This is a genomic window from Arthrobacter livingstonensis (assembly GCF_003219815.1).
Taxonomy (GTDB): Bacteria; Actinomycetota; Actinomycetes; order Actinomycetales; family Micrococcaceae; genus Specibacter; species Specibacter livingstonensis.
In genome coordinates this window covers 1-3,348 of sequence record NZ_QJVD01000074.1, presented here as the reverse complement: position 1 = coordinate 3,348, position 3,348 = coordinate 1, and the positions used below count along the sequence as shown (strand labels likewise).

The 3,348-nt window shown below is 60.3% G+C and carries 2 protein-coding genes and 3 pseudogenes; all 5 read right to left on the bottom strand.

From position 1 onward, the window contains the following. Window positions 1–376: 376 nt before the first annotated feature. Window positions 377–1,432 carry a zinc-dependent alcohol dehydrogenase family protein gene (locus CVV68_RS22715; RefSeq protein ID WP_110503249.1) on the bottom strand — a complete coding sequence of 352 codons (1,056 nt, stop codon included), beginning with the start codon at window positions 1,430–1,432 and terminating at the stop codon, window positions 377–379. Between the two features lie 132 nt (window positions 1,433–1,564). After that, window positions 1,565–1,864: pseudogene (locus CVV68_RS22710) on the bottom strand (Y-family DNA polymerase); the annotation flags it as partial. Then, a pseudogene (locus CVV68_RS24505) lies at window positions 1,865–2,252 on the bottom strand (LexA family protein). A gap of 300 nt (window positions 2,253–2,552) precedes the next feature. Next, window positions 2,553–2,849 (bottom strand): hypothetical protein, encoded by a 297-nt coding sequence (locus tag CVV68_RS22700; protein WP_211320972.1) that lies wholly within the window; start codon window positions 2,847–2,849, stop codon window positions 2,553–2,555. 221 nt (window positions 2,850–3,070) lie between these two features. Further along, a pseudogene (locus tag CVV68_RS23730) lies at window positions 3,071–3,348 on the bottom strand (hypothetical protein); the annotation flags it as partial.

The following is a 3,348-nucleotide window of genomic DNA, read 5'->3' as shown; positions in this document are numbered from 1 at the left end:
ATCGCCGTTCGCATGCTCAAGGCCAGGCACTCCGTGCAGATCTTGGGACGCAATGGCGAAAAAACCCGCGGGCTTGTTGAATTCCTCCGGGCTGGCGCCCAGGGCGGCGGAGGGTTCAACGCGTGCCGCAACGCCGCCCCTTAGTAGGTCAGGGCCCTTCTTCACCATTGCCTGTCATTGCGCCATCGTCAGCTCCATGAAAACGGGATAGGCGAGATCCCCCACCCGAAACTGGCACCACGCCTAAGCGGGGAAAATGAAAGGAGTCAACGTCAAACCGCACAGGGTTCTCCCTCATCAAGACGACCACGTGATCGATTTTCTCTTGTACTTTGTCTCCTCTGTAGGGGCCCAGGGGATTGCCCTGGGGCCCCAATCAGGCGTTGAGCATCACCTTCAGGGCCTTGGTCTCGGCCGCCCGTGAGAACGTGTCGTAGGCTTCCTCAATGTCCTGAAGGTTGAAGGTGTGGCTGACGAACTTCTCGACAGCCAGCTTTTTCTGCGCCACGAGCTTGAGCAGCGTGCCGGTGGTGTTGGTGTTCACCAGGCCCATGGTGATCCTGATGTTCTGGATCCAGAGCGAGTCGAGCGGCAGGTCCACGCCCTTGCCATGGACACCGACATTGGCCACGTGCCCGCCGGGCCTGACCATGTCCAACACCATGGCAAAGGTCTGGGGAATCCCCACGGCCTCAATGGCGACGTCCACGCCCAGCCCGTCGGTGAGGGCCAGGACCTGCTCCTTCCAGTCGGCGTCCGTTGACAGCACGCCGTCGGTGGCGCCAAACGTCTTGGCCTGTTCCAGGCGGTTTGCGTCAACGTCGATGGCAATGACGCGCGAAGGGCCGTAGAGCTGGGAGGTGACCACTGCCGCCAGCCCCACCGGGCCAACGCCGACGACAGCGACGACGTCGCCCGCCTTGACCCCTCCGTACTGGACACCGATCTCGTGGCCGGTGGGGAGAATGTCCGACAGGAGCGTGCCCTCCTGGGGGCTGACGCCGTCGGGCATCTTGTAAACGGAGGTCTCCGCATACGGAACCCGCACGTATTCGGCCTGGGTTCCGTCAATCAGGTGCCCGAAAATCCAGCCTATCCCCGACGCCCCCTCATCCCCCAGGCAGTGCGAGAACATTCCCTTCTTGCAGTAATCGCAACGGCCACAGGCAGAAACGCACGACAGGATCACGCGGTCGCCCACGGCAAGGTTGGAAACGGCCGAGCCGACCTCGGTGATGGTGCCGACGCCTTCATGGCCAAGGATCCGGCCTTCGGCCACCGCGGGAACGTCACCCTTGAGAATGTGAAGGTCGGTGCCGCAAATGGTGGTGGTCTCGATCTTGACTATGACATCGGTGGGCTTTTGGATTTGGGGATCAGGAACGTCTTCCCATGATTTTTGATTCGGACCGTGATAAACGAGAGCCTTCATTTTCAGCATCCTTTGGTTGGCCGTGACAACCCGCTGCGAACACCAAATGGTCTGCGACGTCGCGGGTGCCTAGGATAATTGCAGCTTACGTCAAAGCGCGCCCGGCGGACAGGTTTTAGGGTCCAGAGACTACACCTCAACCCAGACACTGTACCGGCCCAACAGTTGCATGACACGCGAGCTAGTGTCGCCGTACAACCCGTGGTTGCTGAACCTGGCAATCAGCCTCATTCTCGACGCCAGCGTCTCAGTGGTAACACGCTTCAACTTGAACCACGGCTCCCCCATCGGGATCCTCATCGCCTTGGCCGACGCGGATCTGGTGACGGCGCACCCATCATTATTCGAGACGATCAACGGCTTTCCCTCCAATGACGGGTCAAAGGCTCGTTCGGCACTGGATTAGAAACTTTTCACATCCACATGGGCAATTTAGTCACTCGCTGGCATCAGAGCCGGCCCATGTGGCCTCGGAACCGTGATGTCGGGGAAGTCCGGGTTCTCGGCCTGCAGCACCACCCCTGCCGCAGTGATCCGCAGCCGCTTGACGGTCAGTTCCCCGTCCAGGACGACGACGGACCCGGCCCCGGGGTTCCAACGCCCGGTTCACGATCAGCTCGTCGCCGTTACTAATGCCGGCCCCTTCCATGGAAGGCCCAGATACCCGCACCAGGTAGGGGCCGGCGATGTCCTTGATCATTCTCTGTCTAAAGCACCTTTTCCACCCTGTCTGTCGTTGAGTCGCCGAACGGTTTACTTCGCCATTCAAAGCACCGTTGGGTGGCACCGCACTGTCCTGGCCCGCTTCAGAAGGCGGCATATGTATACCTCGGACAAACTGAGGGACTTTCTCAGTATCGGAGTGTCCGGCGGTTTGATTTAGCACCTCTCAGCTGCCGGGAAGCGGTCGCCGATAGGTGGCTTGCCTGAATCTGGACATAATCAATTTGGCGACGACCAATCCTCACACAATCGATTGGGCCGCCAAGGGGGCATCCCTCGGCACCCTGACTCGCCGGACCACCCTTAACAGTGACGTACAGCATGGTTAGTGAGCGAGATGTCGCGCGCTCAGCGCCTGCGGGAGGCCTGCTAGCTCTTTCTGTTGGGCGGGTTTCGTCTACTCGCGCGTGAGCGAGAGCGCGAGGCTGGGAACGGCGAAGGACAAAAGAAAGATCGGCAAGATGCGCTTTCCGCCGCATCGGAAGCTGGCGATTTCGCCGTCGGCGATGTAGAAAGTCGTGGTCCGGCTGGAGTTTCGTCCGTTGCGAATTTGCAGGGTGTGCCGTCCGGGTTCGACCGGCATGTCAATGGACTTGTTCAGTTCGACGTTCCCGGACTGTTTTCCGTCGACCATCGCCTCGTAGGTGCCACGGCGAACCTCCACTCCGATGGTTTTATGCGTCAATTTCAACATTGCGGACATTATTGCTCTCCTCATGGTGCTTGAAAGTGTGTCTGGACAAGAGCTCGAAGCCGCCGAGCGCTGGTGATGTCTATCGTCGTCGGGCGGTCGCGAGCAGTTCGTGGGTGAACATCGAGAACGGTCCAAGCCCCGGGAGCTGAATGGCCACCTCTTGCCACGGTGACTTTCATGGTGTCGTCCCCCTTACGATGTATAGCGGCAAAAAGCGACGCTCAGACCGCTGCCCGACTCCCTTCACTGGCGCTGATCACGCCGGAGACTTTGGCAGCGCCATCACTTACCAGCCACGGGATGGCTGCGGCCAGCTGCCTTGGCATTGCAACGGGTGGCTGTTTGACCTGCATAAAGTGGCGAAGCGTCTCCCCGGCAAACTCCGACTTCAATGGTGCCTCAATCTTGGTGGCGATGATGTGGGTGCCCTCCCGCGGTAGCTGGAGGGTTGTGGCGCGGCCAATGCCGGATCCCGCACTGGCGGCCGTCGCCGTGTTCC